General features: G+C 59.5%; 10 protein-coding genes and 1 tRNA gene. 3 read left to right on the top strand and 8 right to left on the bottom strand.

Annotated features, from left to right (window positions below):
• Positions 1-562: 562 nt before the first annotated feature.
• The 6 genes from BF99_RS0104100 to BF99_RS0104140 all read right to left on the bottom strand — a co-directional run bounded on the left by BF99_RS0104100 (position 563) and on the right by BF99_RS0104140 (position 7,430).
• Positions 563-1,321, bottom strand: coding sequence for a Spy/CpxP family protein refolding chaperone (locus BF99_RS0104100; RefSeq protein ID WP_156013158.1), 759 nt, complete (start codon positions 1,319-1,321; stop codon positions 563-565).
• Positions 1,322-1,622: 301 nt separating this feature from the next.
• The gene (locus tag BF99_RS23660; RefSeq protein WP_025769865.1) at positions 1,623-2,597 is read right to left on the bottom strand and encodes an ABC transporter ATP-binding protein; all 975 of its coding nucleotides are present in this window, start codon (positions 2,595-2,597) and stop codon (positions 1,623-1,625) included.
• Complete coding sequence (locus BF99_RS23665) at positions 2,594-3,565, bottom strand: ABC transporter ATP-binding protein (protein WP_025769866.1); 972 nt, start codon at positions 3,563-3,565, stop codon at positions 2,594-2,596. Before BF99_RS23665 ends, BF99_RS23660 begins: the two co-directional genes overlap by 4 nt.
• The gene (locus BF99_RS0104120; protein ID WP_231471303.1) at positions 3,562-4,449 is read right to left on the bottom strand and encodes an ABC transporter permease; all 888 of its coding nucleotides are present in this window, start codon (positions 4,447-4,449) and stop codon (positions 3,562-3,564) included. The genes BF99_RS23665 and BF99_RS0104120 overlap by 4 nt, the downstream gene beginning before the upstream one ends.
• Before the next feature lie 186 nt (positions 4,450-4,635).
• Complete coding sequence (locus BF99_RS0104130) at positions 4,636-5,613, bottom strand: ABC transporter permease (RefSeq protein ID WP_025769868.1); 978 nt, start codon at positions 5,611-5,613, stop codon at positions 4,636-4,638.
• A gap of 251 nt (positions 5,614-5,864) precedes the next feature.
• A complete protein-coding gene (locus BF99_RS0104140) occupies positions 5,865-7,430 on the bottom strand; it encodes an ABC transporter substrate-binding protein (protein ID WP_025769870.1) in 1,566 nt (521 codons plus the stop codon).
• Between the two features lie 210 nt (positions 7,431-7,640).
• Between BF99_RS0104140 and BF99_RS0104145 the strand changes: the two genes are divergently transcribed.
• Together BF99_RS0104145 and BF99_RS0104150 are read left to right on the top strand one after the other, a co-directional pair.
• Positions 7,641-9,254, top strand: coding sequence for an amidohydrolase (locus BF99_RS0104145; RefSeq protein ID WP_197019032.1), 1,614 nt, complete (start codon positions 7,641-7,643; stop codon positions 9,252-9,254).
• On the top strand, positions 9,251-10,246 hold the full coding sequence (locus BF99_RS0104150) for a CobW family GTP-binding protein (protein ID WP_025769872.1): 996 nt from the start codon (positions 9,251-9,253) through the stop codon (positions 10,244-10,246). The genes BF99_RS0104145 and BF99_RS0104150 overlap by 4 nt, the downstream gene beginning before the upstream one ends.
• 59 nt (positions 10,247-10,305) lie before the next feature.
• Here the strand turns inward: BF99_RS0104150 and BF99_RS0104155 are convergent, their stop codons facing one another.
• Both BF99_RS0104155 and BF99_RS0104165 read right to left on the bottom strand, forming a co-directional pair.
• A complete protein-coding gene (locus BF99_RS0104155; RefSeq protein ID WP_025769873.1) occupies positions 10,306-10,719 on the bottom strand; it encodes a hypothetical protein in 414 nt (137 codons plus the stop codon).
• A gap of 526 nt (positions 10,720-11,245) precedes the next feature.
• Positions 11,246-14,947: a hypothetical protein gene (locus BF99_RS0104165; protein ID WP_156013159.1), complete on the bottom strand. Its 3,702-nt coding sequence runs from the start codon at positions 14,945-14,947 to the stop codon at positions 11,246-11,248.
• A 750-nt stretch (positions 14,948-15,697) separates the two neighbouring features.
• On the opposite strand from BF99_RS0104165, the gene BF99_RS0104190 reads away from it, so the two are divergent.
• A tRNA-Ser gene (locus BF99_RS0104190) sits at positions 15,698-15,788 on the top strand.
• Positions 15,789-16,177: the final 389 nt, after the last annotated feature.

The raw sequence follows: 16,177 nt of genomic DNA on the forward strand, positions 1-16,177 counted from the left end.
GGCCGAGATGGAAGCGAAGATGGAGGCAAAGATGGAAGCGAAGATGGATGTCATGGCAACCGGAATGAACACCATGAAGACCGAGTTGCTCGACGCCATCAAGAATGTGAATGGCAACGCCCATCGATGACTCTTCGGGGCACGGAGAACCCGAAAGGCTAGCCTAAGGGTCGCCTGCCCGGCCATCGTCCCGCCTCCGTGGCCTTCGTCGTCTACGGGGATATCGAGACGGTCGGGCAGGCGATTCGAGAATTAGCCCTCTTCCGCCCCATCCCCTCGGATTTATTCTTCCCTCAATTTGTTTTTTCAGCCACCGATATCGAATTTTCTCGGGCTTGGAGGAAAATCCAAGGCTCGTATAGCAATCTCTCGAAGGATGCATAACGATGCGTTCGCTCGCCAAGCCTGTTCTCAGGAGTGTTCTCAATAACCCCGATACGCCTAAGCCAAGCCTCGCCCTCGAAGGACTGCCTTCGAAGACGACGGCTTGGCTATTTGGTTTGTCCTTATAACTAAGAATCGACGGTCGGCTCGTTATCTTGGATATGCCGAACCGAAAGCCTCAGTACCGGTCATCGCGATCATGGTCACGATCATGGTCATGGTCGTCATCCCCATCATGGTGGCGATCGTGCCATTTATCGTGCCATCTCATCAGGCGACCGAAAAAACCGCGCTTGCCGGAAAACTTGGAGATGACCATGCGCCGCTGATCCGGGGTGAGCACCTCGGATATCTCGATCACTGCGCCCAAGATGCGGGCGTTGATTTCATTGTCGAGATGCAGCATTTCGCTGCGCACCTCATCCAAGTCCGCCCCATCCGGCGATTCTTGGGCCAACAACGCAAGAAAGGCGCGGCGGCTCTTTTGGAACTCGGATCGCAGGGAATGGATATCGTCCAAAGACCGGTCGACGATCGCATCGATGCGCTCTTTTTGCTCCGGGCTCGCATCGATCCTCCTGAGCATCTTGCGAACGGTGCGCTTCGTTCGCTTGGTGAAGCGATCGGATTGACCCTTTTTTCCCTCGGCGTCGTCGTATCCCCCATGAGTTTCGATGAGGAAGTTCGAAGCGGCGAAGAAGTGAGCGGGATCCGGCGACATCGGATCGATGACGGCGTCTTCGATGTTCTCGACTGTCTTCGTCGAAGCGGCGGCAGCAGGGATCGCCGACAGGCTCGCCATCGAAACGCTCAAAGCGATCAACACCGCAAAGCGGGCGGCGATCTCGATCTTGCGGGCGAAAGCGATTGCAGCGGCTTGCAAGAGCGAAGGTGGGCGCTCGCTCTTGGCGGAGTTCTCGTTCGGTATGGATTGCATGGAGACAAACCCTCTTGGATCGGCTGAAATTTCATGAGCGATCGACAACGACGGGGCTATGAGAAACCGAATCGATCGGGCCTTCGCCTGCCTCTCGCTTGCTCTGGGTCAAAGGTCTGATATCGGTGCGAGGGTGCGGATTATCAAGGGGGAATGAATCGATCGGGCACCGAAATGGGCGGTGAGGGATGCGTTTTTTCGAAGCACACTTTCGGGGCGGGCGATCGATCGATTCATCCCGCGCTCCTCCCGGGTGCGCTCTTACCGCCCGCGCTCTTCTCACCCGCGATCTTCTCGCTAATCAGGACACCGGAAAATGACAAGCGACCCGTCCCCCGGCTCGAGGCTCGAGGGCGGGATCGATCGACAAGCAGATATCCTTTGCATGGGGGCAGCGGCGAGCGAAAGCGCAGCCCTTGGGGGGATTGATGGGGCTCGGGGGATCGCCCTCGATGGCGGCCGGGCGCTTGAAGCCGGAGGATTTTCGCCGCTTCAACGAAGGCACGGCGGCGAGCAGGGTCCGGGTATAGGGATGCCGGGGGGATTCGAAAACTTGGGCGCGCGGTCCGATCTCGACGATCCGACCGAGATACATCACCGCCACCTCGTCGCAAAGGTATCGCACCACCCCCAAATCATGGCTGATGAAAAGATATCCCAGATCCAACTCTTCTTTGAGCCGTAAAAGCAGATTGAGGATCTGAGCCTGAATCGCGACATCGAGAGCGCTGACCGGCTCATCGCAAACCAGCAGTTTCGGAGCGGTGGCCAAAGCCCGGGCGATGGATATCCGCTGGCGCTGCCCTCCGGAAAACTGATGGGGGAAAAGCGGCAGTTGATCGACGCGCAACCCCACCAGATCGATCAGTTCGCGTACCCGCTCTTCGCGCGAAGCCCGAGTGCCGACCTCCATCAGATCGAGGGGCTCTCGCAAAATATCGCGCACCCTGGAGCGCGGATTGAGCGATGAATAGGGGTCTTGAAAGATCAGCTGCACATCCTTGCGACGGGCGCGCATCGCCGCCTCGTCGAGGGTCAAAAGATCCTCGCCTTCGAGCAGCACCCGACCCGCTGCGGCCTGCGTCAGCCTGATGGCGGCCATCGCCGTGGTGGTCTTTCCCGAACCGCTTTCTCCGACGATTCCAAGCGCCTTCCCGCGATCGATCCCGAAGGACACCCCGCGCACCGCTTCGAGCCAACGCCTGGGAGCGAAGAGCGATGCGCGCCCGGCATCGAAGCGGACGCTCAAATCCCGCACCTCGAGGAGATCGCTCACAATCGGCCCTCGGCGACCGCCAAGCAAGCATTGGCGTGGTGCCCGGTCGGCGCCAGCGCCGGACGCTCCCGCCGACAGCGGGCATCCATATATGCACAGCGATCCGCGAAGGCGCAGCCCCTACCAAGGGCGTGCAGGGGGGGCACGACACCGGGGATCTCGCGCAAAGAGGCGTCATCTTCGAGGGTCGGGATGCAAGCGATCAGTCCGCGGGTATAGGGATGCTGCGGATGGTCGAGGACATCGTCGGCACCGGCTTCCTCGATGATCCGGCCCGCATACATCACGGCCACCCGATCCGCCATTTCGCTGATCACCCCCATATCATGGGTGATGAGGATGATCGCGACCCCGAATTCATGCTGGATCTCGCCCAGCAAATCGAAAATCTGAGCCTGCACCGTGACATCGAGGGCGGTCGTCGGTTCGTCGGCGATCAGCACCCGCGGACGGCAGCTGACGGCCATCGCGATCATCACCCGCTGACGCATCCCTCCCGATAGCTGATGGGGATAATCCCGCGCTCGTTGCGCAGCCTCGGGGATCCCGACCCGCTCGAGCAGAGCCACCGCCTCGCGCCGAGCGGCATCGTATTCGATCGGTCGATGCAGCATGATGGCCTCGACGATTTGATCCTCGACCGTGAACACCGGATTGAGGGAGCTCATCGGCTCTTGGAAAATCATCGCGATCTCCGCCCCGCGCAAGTTACGCAAGCGGGATTTCGGGGCTTTGATCAGTTCCTCGCCGCAAAAACGGATCGATCCTGCGCCGATGCGACCGGGGGGCGTGGGCACCAATCCCATCACCGCCAATGCGGTGATCGATTTGCCGCAGCCGCTTTCGCCGACCAAACCCAAGGTCTCGCCCGCTTCGAGCCCGACGCTCACCCCGTCGAGGGCTCGCACCCGTCCGAAACGGGTATCGAAATCGACCGCGAGATCGTCGATCTCCAATATCCGGCTCATCGCTCCCGCAACCTCGGATTGAAGGCGTCGTTGATCCCGTCTCCCAACAGACTGACCGAGAAGACGGTGAGGAAGATCGCAAGCCCGGGAAAAGTCACCGGCCACCAAGCATCGAGGATGTATTCCCGATTCATCCCGATCATCAACCCCCAGCTCATGGTATTGGGATCGCCCAATCCCAAAAACGAGATCCCGGCTTCGAAGAGGATGGCGACCCCGACCGTCAAGGTCGCAGAGACGATCAACGGCGGGGCGGCGTTGGGGAGGATCACCTTCCAGATGATGCGCCGATCGCGGGTACCGATGGCGCGAGCGGCGGTGACATATTCGAGTTCCTTGATTTTGAGGAACTCGGCTCGGGTCAAACGCGCGGTCTGCGGCCAGCTGACGACCCCGATGGCGATGGCGATGGTAACGAGGCTCGGCGAGAATAAAGTGACCAAAACCATCGCGAAAAGCAATGCCGGCAACACTTGAAAAAACTCGGTGATCCGCATCAACACAATATCGACCCATCCGCCGTAATAGCCCGCCAGCGCCCCGAAAGCGATGCCGATCACCATCGTCAGCAGGGCCGCGCACAGGCCCACGGCAAGGGTCGGGCCACCGCCGGCGATCAATCCGGCGACGATATCGCGCCCCAAATAGTCGGTTCCCAAGGGAAAGTCGGATTCGGTCAGCGGCTTCTCGTGAGGCGCCCAGACGATTTCATAAGCATCGCCGGCATAGAACAAAGTGCCGTAGAGGGTCAAGGCGACGATCCCCAAAAGGATCAAGAGCCCGGCCAGCGCCGGGATGTTGTGGCAAAAGGCGATCCAAGCCTCCGCCGCCGGGCTTTGCGCCGATTCATCCATGGACTGCGAATCGACAGAGCGAGCGCTCACTTTTTTCTCATCTCCATCTTCTTGCCCTCTTCCTCTCGCCGTCTACCTTGCCGGTACGGGCCGACTTATGCCTGCCGATGTGCGTCGATACGCGCCGATGGATCGGGGATCGATCGAATGGCTTTTTCATCGCATCGAGATGCGTCGCCGGGATCGGTGGTTGGCCGTCTTTCATGTCTTGGCCACTCATGTCCTGCCGCGCAAGCGCGGGTCGGCGAAGCGATAGGCAAGGTCCGTCAGCAGGTTCGCCACCACGACCATCGCCGCCGAGAAAAAGAGCACGCCGAGGATGGTCGGGTGATCCCGACGCAATATGCTGTCGAAAGCCAAGCGGCCCATGCCCGGCCAATTGAAGACGGTCTCGACCAGCAGGGCTCCGGAGATCAGGTTGCCGAATTGCAATCCGGCCACCGTCAGGATCGGCAAGGCGGCGTTGCGCAAGGCATGTTTGAAGAGCACCGAGGCTTCCGATGCGCCCTTGGCGCGAGCGGTGCGGATGTAATCGGAGCCCAACACCTCGAGCATCGATGCTCGCGAGAGTCGGGCGTATTGGGCAAGATAGATCACCGCCAAGGTGAAAGCGGGCAGCACCAGATGGTGCAGGATATCCAGCGATTTGACGATGATTCCGGCCTCGCGCAGCTTGACCGACTGCATTCCCTCCACCGGAAAGATCGGCAGCACCGAGGCGAAGAGGATGATCAGCATGATCCCGGTCCAAAAGACCGGAACCGCATAGCCGATGGTCGCAAAGACGGAGACGAAGGCGGACATCGGGCCGCCGGGGTTTCTCGCCGCCAACACCCCGAGGACGACCCCGATAAAGATCGCCAGCAACTGGGCCACGATCACCAACAGGATCGTGGCCCCGACCCGCTGCGCGATCAGCCCCGTCACCGGCTGGTTGAAATAGAAGCTCTGCCCGAAATCGAGCCTCGCCATATCGGCGAGATAAAGACCGAGCTGCACCATCAAGGGGCGATCGAGGCCGTATTCCTTGCGAATCGAGGCCAACATCTCCTCGCTCGCCCCCCCCATTTCCCCGGCGATCACCAGTGCTGCATCCCCGGGCGCAAGCCGGATCAACAAGAAGTTGAGAACCACCACCCCGGCCATCAACAACACCCCCCAAAGGAGGCGCTTGATCAGATAGCTACCGGACATCGAAAGGGATCACCGCCGAAAAACGCAGCCGCCAAGCGCCAAGCGCAGCATACCGAGAACGCACGCGCGAGAACGAAACAGGATATCTCCGAAGCCGATATCGGAAGGCCGAAAGCGAAGGCGGCTTCGCTTCGGCCTTCCGACTTCGAAGATCGTCGGCTCGATTCTCGGCCCGATTCTCGGCCCGATCATCGGCTCGATCGTCCGCTCGTTCGAAGGGCTCATCGGCCTTGCCCCTCGCTCGGCAAGCCTTATCCTTCGGGCCACTCCAGCCGATCCAGCGGATGCATCGCCCCCCAGATGCCGACCGGAGGATTGACCAAACGCTTGTCGTAAGCGGTGTGATAGGGCATCGCGTTGATCCAGTAGATCGGAAGATCTCCGGCCACGATCCGCTGGAACTCGGCGTAAAGCCGCTTGCGCTTTGCCGGATCGGTTTCGACCGCCGCTTGGTTGAGCAGTTCGTCGACCCGCTCGTTGGCGTACTGCTGGGTATTGGACCAGATCACCCCCTTGACGATATTCGTGGAGAGATAGGTCCGGTGCACCCCGATCACCGGATCTCCCCAGTTGAATACCACGTCCATGGTCAGCTCGAAGTCATGGTTGCTGATGCGCTTGGACCACGTGGGGAAATCGGGGGCGGCGCGAACGGTGATATCGATGCCGACCTTCTTGAGTTGGGATTTGAGGTATTCGGCCACCGTCTGCTGCTGCTCCTTGGGGCCGGGGATATAGTCGACGGTCAACGCCATACCATCGGCGAAACCGGCATCGGCCAACAGGGATCTCGCACGATCGAGATCGACATCATAGGCGGGGATCGAGGGATCGAAGAAGGGCGAACTCTCGATGATGGGGCCGCGCTGGGCTTTGGAGACCCCGCGGTGCAAGGCTTTGACGATGAAATCCCGATCCACCGCATAGGCGATCGCCTGACGTACCCGCACATCGCTCAGTTTCGGCGAGCGCGTATTGAAGGCAAGCCAGCTGATGGGACCCACCGCGGCATAGCCCTGATCGGTTACCGCCAGACGTTCCACCTTCTCCAAGCGCCGGATCTCCTGACTGCCGGCCATGAAGGGATACATGTCGGCCTCGCCCTTTTCCATCGCGATCAGCAAGGCCGAGGGATCCTTGATGATGCGGATGATGATCTCGTCGAGTCGCGGCCGATCCTCGATGAAGAAATTCGGATTCTTCTTGAGTACCACCGCCTCGCCCGGCGTGAACTCTTCGAGCATGAAAGGACCCGAACCGATCGGGGCGGAGTTCGCCGGATGGGTCTTCGGATCATCGCCGTCCCCGAAGACATGCTCGGGGAGCACCGGGGCCAACGCGGGAGAGAGCGCCAACAACAAGGCCGGGTGGGGTCGGTCGAGGTTGATCACCACGGTGTGATCGTCCGGGGTATCGATCGATGCGACCGGCTCGAACATCGTCTTGAAGGGATGGTTATCCCGTACGGTCCGGATCGAAAAGGCGACATCCGCAGCCCGCACCGGCTTGCCGTCATGGAAAAGGGCGTTGCGCACGAGGTTCAAGGTCACTTTCATGCCATCGCCCGAAACCTCCCAGCTTTTCGCAAGGTAAGGCTGCGGATCCCAGTTTTCGTCATAACGAAGCGGGGAGGCGAAAATCTGGGTGCTCGGCATCGCGGTGGCGATACCCGACTGCACGGCCCCGTTGAGGTGGCGGGGGACTTGGGTGGAGGCGATCACCAACCGCCCGCCATCGGCCGACACTCCGCTCGAAAATGCGCCCAACGCCAAGGCGATGGCAACCAAGCCGCCGACGGCTCTCATCGATCTTGTCATCTTGAAAAACCTCCTTGAATATCTTGAACCCATCTTTGATCGGGGAATCGTTCTGCGAAGGGTGATTTTGAAACAGAATCGAACGGGCCGTATTTCTTTTTTCACTTTCGGCGGCGGGCCATTCTCGCCGCCACCTTTGATACGAGCGAGCCTCGAAAGGAAGATCTCATGTCCCGCCCAAAGGTATTTTCAGCGAAGAAGATCATAACGATGGATCCGAATCGACCGCAGGCGACCCATGTCGCGGTAAGAGACGGATGCATTTTGGCGGTGGGCGACGAGCGATGCGCCGATGCCTGGGGCCATGCCGGCGAAGATCCCGTCCATGATTCCTCTTTGGAGGAATTCGTGCTGATGCCCGGGCTCGTCGAGGGTCATGCCCATGCGATCGCCGGCGGGATATGGGATTATCCCTACGCTGGCTATCACGATCGCATCGATCCTGCGGGAAAACCGTGGCGGGGGAAGCGGGATCTGGCCTCGGTCATCGCCGACCTGCAAGCGATCGAGAGAACGCTGCCTGCGGATCGGCCCTTGGTCGGTTGGGGTTTCGATCCGATCTTCTTGCGCGATGAACGGCTCGGCCGCCGGCATCTGGATCGGATCGGCGGCGAACGGCCGGTTGCGGTGATGTTTTCCAACTTCCACTTGATGTGCGTGAACTCCAAAGCCTTGGAGATGGCCGGCTACGATCGCGAGACCGACGCCGAGGGGGTGGTCAAGGACGCCAACGGCGAGCCGACCGGCGAGCTGCAGGAAATGGCCGCGATGTTCCCCGTCATGCGGCGGTTAGGGATCGATTTTCGCGGTCTTTCCTTGACCGAGCCTGCGATGCGCACCTACGGGGAGGTCTGCAAACGCGCCGGGGTCACCACCGCCACCGATCTCTTCTCGACCATGACCGAGGCGGATGCCGACCGCCTGCTCGATATCACCGCGGACGAGCGCTTCCCCGCTCGCATCGTCCCCGCGCTGGGCGCGATGGGGGCATCCCCCGAAGAGATCGCCGAGCGGGCGAGAGCCTTGCGCGAGCGTTCGAGCGACAAACTGCGCTTGGGCGCGGTCAAGTTGATGACCGACGGTTCGATTCAAGGCTGGACCGCCCGCGTCAAATGGCCGCATTATGTCGGCGGCCAACCCAACGGTATCTGGAACACCCCGCCGCAGTCGATCTTCGATCTGGCGTTGCAGATGCAGCGATCGGGTTTGCAGATGCACATCCATGTCAACGGCGACGAGGCATCGGAGGTCGCGATCGATGCCCTCGAAGCCGCGGCCCGCCAATATCCTTGGCCGGATGCGCGTCATGTACTGCAACATTGTCAGATGATGGGGAGGGATCAGTTCGTGCGCTGCGCCGCTTTGGGCGTCCACGTCAATCTCTTTTCCAACCATCTGTGGTATTTCGGGGATCAGCATGCGGCATTGACCATCGGCGAGGATCGCGCGCGGCGTATGAATGCGGCGCGCTCCGCCCTCGATGCCGGAGTCGAGATCGCCCTTCATTCGGATGCACCGATCACCCCGATGGGGCCGCTCTTCACCGCTTGGTGCGCGGTCAATCGTCAGACCATGAGCGGGCGCATATTGGGGCGGGCGCAGCGCATCTCGGTGGACGAGGCTCTGCATGCCATTACCCTGGGCGCCGCCCGCACCCTCAAACTCGATCGCGAAATCGGCAGCATCGAAACCGGCAAGCGGGCGGATTTCGCGATTCTCGCCACCGACCCCACGGCCTGCGATGCGAGCGCGTTGAAGGATATTTCCGTTCTCGGCACCGTCTTGGGCGGCAAGGTCTACCCGGCAAAGGAACCCTTGGCATGAGCCCCCGCCTGCCCTTGACCGTGATCGGCGGCTACTTGGGGGCCGGCAAGACCACCTTGATCAATCGCATCTTGCACGCGCCGCGCGGACAGCGAATCATGGTGCTGGTCAACGATTTCGGGGCCATCAATATCGACGCTTCGCTCTTGATGTGCGCCGACGAGGACACCATCGCCCTGACCAACGGCTGCGTGTGCTGCACGATGGGAGCCGATCTTTTCCTCGCCATCGGCGACGTTCTCGACCGCCGGCAGCGGCCGGATCATCTGATCGTGGAAGCAAGCGGGATTGCGGACCCGGCGAAGATCGCCGCCGTGGCCGCCTGCGAGCCCGAACTCGTCCATGCCGGGATCGTCGCCGTCTTCGATGGTGCCAACGGTCTTTCGCTGCTGGACGATCCCTTGATCGCCGACCAAGTCCGATCCCAAGTCGAAGTTGCGGATCTGATCATGATCTCGAAAGAGCCTTCGGCCAAAGTCATCGACCGCATCCGTCTTTTGGCACCTGCAGGGGAGATCGTCGAAAGCGAGAGGATCGGGGCGCTGATTCTGGATCGGCTCGCTCTCGATCCATCCACCCTCGATCGACCGGATCCCGATCGCCCCGCCCCCGAAAGCGCCGGACCGATACCTGAATCCCCGGCATCGAAAGAGGCATCCGAGCGCTCTTCATCGGCGCATCCCGACTATGTCAGCTGGCATGCATCCGGGGATATCGCCTTCGGACGCACCGTTCTCGAAGATCGACTGAAAAGGCGCCCTTCGGGGCTTTATCGGATCAAGGGCTTCGTGCGCCAATTGCACGCCACTGGGGAGTCGAGGGCCTTCGAGGTGCAAGTCACCGGGCGCCGGATATCGATCAAGAGCGCTCCTTCCAATGCGCAAAGCGGGATCGTCGCCATCGGCATCGAAGGGCGCATCACGGCAAAGGAAATCGAGCGCTGGTGGAATGATGGTTCTTCGGACAATGCCGCCCTCGCCGCATCGAAATAGCACCCCCCTTTTGCAATCAATCTCCCTTTGAACCATCGATGATGATCATTCGATGATGATCATTCAAGGAAAGCCTGCTGCGTATTTCTCAGCCCTGCGGGAAGGGTCTGGTCTTTGTCGACCAAGTAGAAGCAGGAGTAGGGATCGGTGTCGCAAAGCGGCTGCGGCGGATCGATGGATAGCCCGGCAAACATCGTCGTGCGCTCACCGCCCGATGCCTGACGGCAATTGCCTTGGTGGTCGCATTTCAAGCCACCGCTTCCGTGCGGGGAGGCAAGTTGGTTATCGTGTTCGATCCAACCCCCTTCCGCCAACTGACTATCGTGCTCGATCCAGCCTCCGATATCCGCAGGCTGCGGGGTCAAGGCATCGTCGGCGCCGCTTTGGGCCTGCAGCGGGGACGTGAATACCACCAAGATGCCCAACGCCATCGCCGCCACGAGTCCGCCCAATCGATGATGTCTCTTTTTCATATCATTTCTCCTCGCCGACCAAGGAAGGAACGATCGATACTACAAATGCCATAAATTTCAAAATTCGTCAACCCCTTTTTTTCGCCGACCGAGACGACTTCGCCTTCCGAGCGATGCGCTCTTTCAAGGGATTCGGCTTGTCGATGCGGCGGGTAGCCGATGTCCGATCAGCGAAGCGAAAGCATCGCAGCGAAGATTCTTTGCGCCAAAGAACTTTGGCAAGAACACAACCGCTTCAAGCGCAAGCCCGCTTTATGCAAGCGATCGATGATCGATTCGATGCGACCGAGATAATCGGAAAAATCGGGAGGCTTTCCGATATAAAAAGGGCGAAAGCGCCCATCGTTCGAAGTATCGATTGAAATAAGCAAAGAGCGCCCGATATCGATGTGCACAAGAATATTCGCAAGACTTTTCCGTATGCACCCGCAAAGGGCGGGCCGCTTTTATCTACCGAAGCGAGCGGGCCGGTGGCGCCAACACCACCGGCCCTGCTTCGAACGAAGTTGGGGCTTCTAAAAACCGATCAGTTGCAGCCGGAGTTGTTGACGAGCACACCGCTACCGGTGCGGGTCAACACCTGAACACTGAAGGGTTGCTCGCTCGTGGCATCGCATGAAAGACCCAAGCCCCTCCAGACATAGGAGATCAGATCGGAAAGTTCGCTGCTTTGCAAATGCCGCACCGAGTAGCGATCGATCGTCCCCAGATCGACTTGCCTAAGAACACCCATATCGTCATAGCAATAAAGCTTGGTATCGGTGCAGTGCTCACCGCTCGGGGCATTGCATCGGATGCGGACATTCGTGATCTCGTTGGTCAACGGCGAGGAGATGGACTCGATCGACGCCACGTGGAGACCCTCGAACGGCCGGCTCACGATAACCGGCGAGTTATTGACGAGCACCCCGTCCCCCGAGCGCGTCCACACTTGCGCTTCGAGGCTGCCGTCGCCTCGTATTTCGCAGTTCAAACGCCCTTTCCCGGCCCATGACCCGCTCGTAATCTCCTCGATTTCCGCCGCCGTGAGGGTCAAGGTGCCGTTGGCGGGGATCGGATCCAATACACCCTCGAAAACCTCACCGTCTTGCGAGGTACAAAACAGGTAGGCATCGCAGTCGGTATCCTGCTTGCAGCGCACGCGCAAGGTGGCGTGGTCCAACGAGTTCGAAGGCGGAATGGCCGGGGCTTGCGCTTGCTGCGCCCATTCAGCGCCGGTGGTGTCCTTGACCACGATGAGCATGGAGGCGCTTTCCTCTTGGCCCCCAGCGGTGGATGTGGCGTTGACCCGAACATCGACATTTAGCGCATCGTCATCGGCAGCGGCGCTGACATTGAATACGTGGGGAGTTTGCCAATCATCCCGAGGGATCGATATCGTGTTCGTATTCAAGGTGATGATTTCCGGGCTGTCGGTGGAAAGAGCGACCTGCACATCCGTTTCCGGCTGGTAGCCCAAAAGGATATGGAACTGTTCGGTCTCGCCTTCGTTGACCGATGGGCGGGAGCCATCGACGGCCTCCAACGAGAGAAAGGGGCCTTCGGGCTCGGGTTCGGTTCTATCCAAGACCCTGATCTCCCTCCTGACGATCTCGGCGTAGACATCCGGTCCCAACTGGGCCTTGAACTCGTAGTTGTTATGTATCAGATCATCATCGACCAAGGCCCTGACCGTCATGGTCTGCTTTTGGGAGAAGTTCTCCGGGGTGAATGTCAGGAAATAGGGGTTCACCGTGATTTTCGATGAACTGGGAGAGAAGGTGACGATCGACGATGACCCGGGGGAAACGCTCAACGAAACGCGATAATCGAAAGAATCACCCTCGTTGATGTCAACCGTCTGATCCGGACCCGGCTCGATGAGTATTTCGAGATAATCGGGGTCCGCCTCGTCATCGGTGACTTCCACCAAAATCCTGGCGTTCGCTGCGGGATAGCCATCGGAAGCGGACAGGATCATCTCCGCTGCGTATGATTGATCGTCGTCATCTTGCGCCGCGCTGACCGTGACGTCCTGATACACCCCCCAATTTCCGCTCGTGAATGTGAGCGACGACGGCGAAATCGTGAGCCCTTGCGGACCGACGATGGACGAGAACGAAAAGGATATGACGACATCCGCACTCGGTTCGGATTCGAGCCTGACGCTGAATCTCCCGGACCTTCCCTCTCGGATCCTCAAACTCGGAATGTTTATATCGATCCCTTCGGCAGCCCCGTCGTCATCCTCCATCAGAACCGTCATGGTTTCGTTCGGAGCGACGATGCCTCCGCTTGCCGTCAATGTGATCAAAGCCTCATCATCGGTCGCATCGTCATCGTGCCCAATGGCGACGGTGACGGTCTGGGCTTGGTCGTGGTTATCGGAGGTGAAGGTCAGCGATGCCGGGGTCAGCGTGATATCGGCATCGGGGCTCGAAAGGACTACCGAGACGTCCGCGTTCGGGGCGACATTCAAAGCGACCGTCAATGTGCCCGACTCGCCCTCCTTGACAAGGATCTCCGTGGCCGGAACCAAGACCATGAGGCCCGAGGGCGGCTTGTCGTTATCATCGACACTGATCGATCTATTCACATTATCCGCATCGATACCCCCGCTGGCCGACAAGGTGATGGTGTCTTGATCGTCGACGTCATCGTCATCTTCCGCAGCGCTGACGGTGACGGTTTGGGCTTGGTTATAGTTATCGACGGTGAAGGTCAACGATGCCGAGGATAGCGTGATATCCGAATTCGACTTCGTGATCGCCACCGTGACATCGGCATTCGGAGCGTCGCTGAGAACGACCGTCATATCGACCGAACCGCCCTCGTCGATGGTCAACGCATGGAAGGGACCGGTGACGATCTTGCCCAAAGGAGCCGCCGGCGCATCGTCATCATCGACGATGACCAGTTTGCTCGCATCATCGGCATCGATACCCCCGCCGGCCGACAGGGTGATCGTGTCTCGATCGTCGGCGGCATCGTCGTCATTCGCGGCGCTGACGGAGACGGTCTGGGCTTGGTCGTAGTTATCGGAGGTGAAGGTCAGCGATGTCGGGGATAGGGTGATATCCGCATTCGTCTTCGAAAGCGTCACCTGAGTATCGTCATCGGGGGAGACGCTCAAAGAGACCGACAGCACCGCCGAGCCGCCCTCTTCGACCGATAGCGCTCCGGCCGGGGTGATGAGGATCTCGCCGGGCGGCGGCTCGTCATCATCGACGCTGACCGATTTGGTCACATTGGCGGCCACGATGCCTCCGCCGGCCGAGAGGGTGATGGTGTCTTGATCGTCGACGGCATCGCCATCTTGGGCTGCGCTGACGGCGACGATCTGGGCTTGGTCGTAGTTGCCGGGGGTGAAGGTCAGCGATGTCGGGGATAGGGTGATATCCGAATTCGTCTTCGAAAGCGCCACTGTCACGTTCGCACTCGGGGCGACGCTCAAAGCGATCCGCAGATTGGCCGAAGTGCCCTCGTCGATGAGCAGCGTTCCGAGCGGGCTCACGATGACGATATTGCCCGCAGGCTTGCTATCCCCCACAGCGACGGATTTGGTGGCATTCGCCGCCGAGATGCCTCCGGTGGCCGAAAGGGTGATCGTATCTTGATCGTCGACGGCATCGCCATCTTGGGCGGCACTGACGGTAACGGTCTGGGCTTGGTTGTAGTTCCCCAAGGTGAAGGTCAACGATGTCGGGGAAAGGGTGATATCCGAATTCGTCTTCGAAAGCGTCACCACAGCGCTCCCGATCGGCGCTGCACTAAGAGCGACGGTGAACGTACCCGAAGAGCCCTCGTCGATGTCGAGAGTCCCGGCGGGGGATATAGCGATCGTGGCCGTCGGTTTCGTAGGATGGGTTTGGGTGATCGTATTGCCTCCCGTGCCGCAATCCGATAGGGTGCCGCAACCCGGATAGCCGGATGCGGTTTGGGTTGCGCTATCTGCATACTCAACGCATATCTGCGCCGGGGCGGCGATATTGAAAGTGCCGCTGCTTGCAATCTCGTCCTCCCCGTCTTGACTGTCGAATGCTTGGCAAAGACCGTTACTTTCATCTCGCCCCGAAATCCTGATGGTCGCGCTACATTCATTCGTCAATCGATAGGCGGTTTCGGTTTGACCTTGCTGCGAAAGGTCGATGCATTCGTGGGCGGGAGTGGTGGTTTGGGCGATCGCCGATCCGGACATGATCGATATCGCGAGGATGGCCATGAAGGTGGCGATTGCCTTGGATTTCATCTTTGCATCTCCCCAAGAGGGCTATTTCGGTTGATGGATGGTTTGAAAGCCGCATTACCACACAAGGATAATTCTCCGCCTCGACCCGAGAAGCGAGGACGGGCAATCACCTCCGCTTACGATCGATGACAACTATCTATCATTACCACTTTATCGTGAGATTTTCAATAGCTATGCTTATCGCCGGTATCGCCCTTCCAAAGATATCATCGACTCTCGACGTCCCGACTCTGCCGACTCTCGATACCACGATTATTTTGCGCCGAACCGATTGACCGAATATCCGATTGATCGAATAAAAGACTCTTTCCTGGCGATCCGCCATGGGCATTTCGATCAAGCCGAGGACTTCGATGGCTTGATCGATCTTCGAGCGGTCATTGCGCCCTCTTCGATGCACTGCAAAGGCGAAGGCCTTCGATCTTCGAGCGAATCTTGGAAGATCGAATCCCCTGAGGCATCCGGCTCTTTGGCCATTCGTCTTGGGTCGAAGACCGTATCATCTTCGCATTACAAGGCAACGAATCTCGAGGATCGAAAGCCGACTCCTATCGAGTTGGAAGCCGAAGGAGCGAAAAACGATGGATAATCCTTGATTGTCCCTCGTTGTCCCTCGAGCGAAAGTCGATATCGTTGCCGGGCTTCGAAAGGTCCACCGCACGAGCGATCCTTATCGATGCATCCGGCCGAAGCGAGATTTTTTGCACGATATCGGGGGCGATCATGTAACCTTCCACGGATAGCCTTCACGGAGAGGTGGCCGAGTGGCTGAAGGCGCTCCCCTGCTAAGGGAGTATGGGCTAATCCCCCATCGAGGGTTCGAATCCCTCCCTCTCCGCCAATCAAACGCTCGATCGCCCTCATCTTCACCTTCCGATACCCGTGACCGGCACCGGATCCGATTGACGTTCATCGTGCCGTAGACCGTCTCCTTGCCCTCGGACTCGAAACGAACCGCAGCATCCACCCCGCAGCCGGGGGCTGGATCCGAGCGAGGATCGGCCGCATCGATGATTGATCCTCGTCTCTTATCGATCCGGTCTCATCGCGAACGACCTACCCGAAAAATCACCATCCGATCGGTATCGACAGGGGATCGAGGCGCTCTTTTTCGATCACGAGACCGCTGCGACCGCAGACGGCGAGCCTTCCTTGACCACGATCAAGATCGGCTCGGAACCTGCGCCATCGATCATCGAATATCCCTTCATTCATCGCCGAACCGAACGC

The sequence above is a fragment of the Thioalkalivibrio sp. HK1 genome, from assembly GCA_000583135.1.
GTDB lineage: Bacteria > Pseudomonadota > Gammaproteobacteria > HK1 > HK1 > HK1.

Bases quoted from the DNA above. Each gene is read 5' to 3' on its own strand.
- BF99_RS0104155 (WP_025769873.1), bottom strand. From the start codon at position 10,719: ATGAAAAAGAGACATCATCGATTGGGCGGACTCGTGGCGGCGATGGCG.
- BF99_RS23665 (WP_025769866.1), bottom strand. From the start codon at position 3,565: ATGAGCCGGATATTGGAGATCGACGATCTCGCGGTCGATTTCGATACC.
- BF99_RS0104150 (WP_025769872.1), top strand. From the start codon at position 9,251: ATGAGCCCCCGCCTGCCCTTGACCGTGATCGGCGGCTACTTGGGGGCC.
- BF99_RS0104165 (WP_156013159.1), bottom strand. From the start codon at position 14,947: ATGAAATCCAAGGCAATCGCCACCTTCATGGCCATCCTCGCGATATCG.
- BF99_RS0104100 (WP_156013158.1), bottom strand. From the start codon at position 1,321: ATGCAATCCATACCGAACGAGAACTCCGCCAAGAGCGAGCGCCCACCT.
- BF99_RS0104145 (WP_197019032.1), top strand. From the start codon at position 7,641: ATGGATCCGAATCGACCGCAGGCGACCCATGTCGCGGTAAGAGACGGA.
- BF99_RS0104140 (WP_025769870.1), bottom strand. From the start codon at position 7,430: ATGACAAGATCGATGAGAGCCGTCGGCGGCTTGGTTGCCATCGCCTTG.
- BF99_RS0104130 (WP_025769868.1), bottom strand. From the start codon at position 5,613: ATGTCCGGTAGCTATCTGATCAAGCGCCTCCTTTGGGGGGTGTTGTTG.